The sequence below is a fragment of the Colwellia sp. MB3u-41 genome, assembly GCF_014076845.1.
Lineage (GTDB): Bacteria > Pseudomonadota > Gammaproteobacteria > Enterobacterales > Alteromonadaceae > Colwellia_A.
Map to the genome: position 1 here is coordinate 1 of NZ_JACGUT010000002.1, position 266 is coordinate 266.

Consider the following 266-nt stretch of genomic DNA (forward strand, 5'->3'; position numbering starts at 1 on the left):
ACCGATGATTACAAGGCCTCGGTTAAAGGGATATTGGATAAAGCCCTGCAAGGTGAAGAGTCGGCTAACTATGAATTTCCGTTGTTTACCAAAACGGGCGACCGGGTGGATGTGCTGTTGAACTCCACTTCACGCCGGGACGCGGCAGGTCGTATTGTGGGGGTTGTGGGGGTTGGACAAGATATCACCGAGCTCAATAAGATCCGTAAGGAGCAAGAAAGTGTCGCCCATGATTTAACCCAGTTAATCGATACGGCCAATGCCCC

At 51.1% G+C, this 266-nt stretch carries 1 protein-coding gene; it reads left to right on the plus strand.

The window, feature by feature from the left end; genetic code table 11:
• Positions 1-266, plus strand: a 266-nt coding sequence (locus tag H4J73_RS20855) for a PAS domain S-box protein (RefSeq protein WP_182188777.1), incomplete at both ends; no start/stop codon positions are given.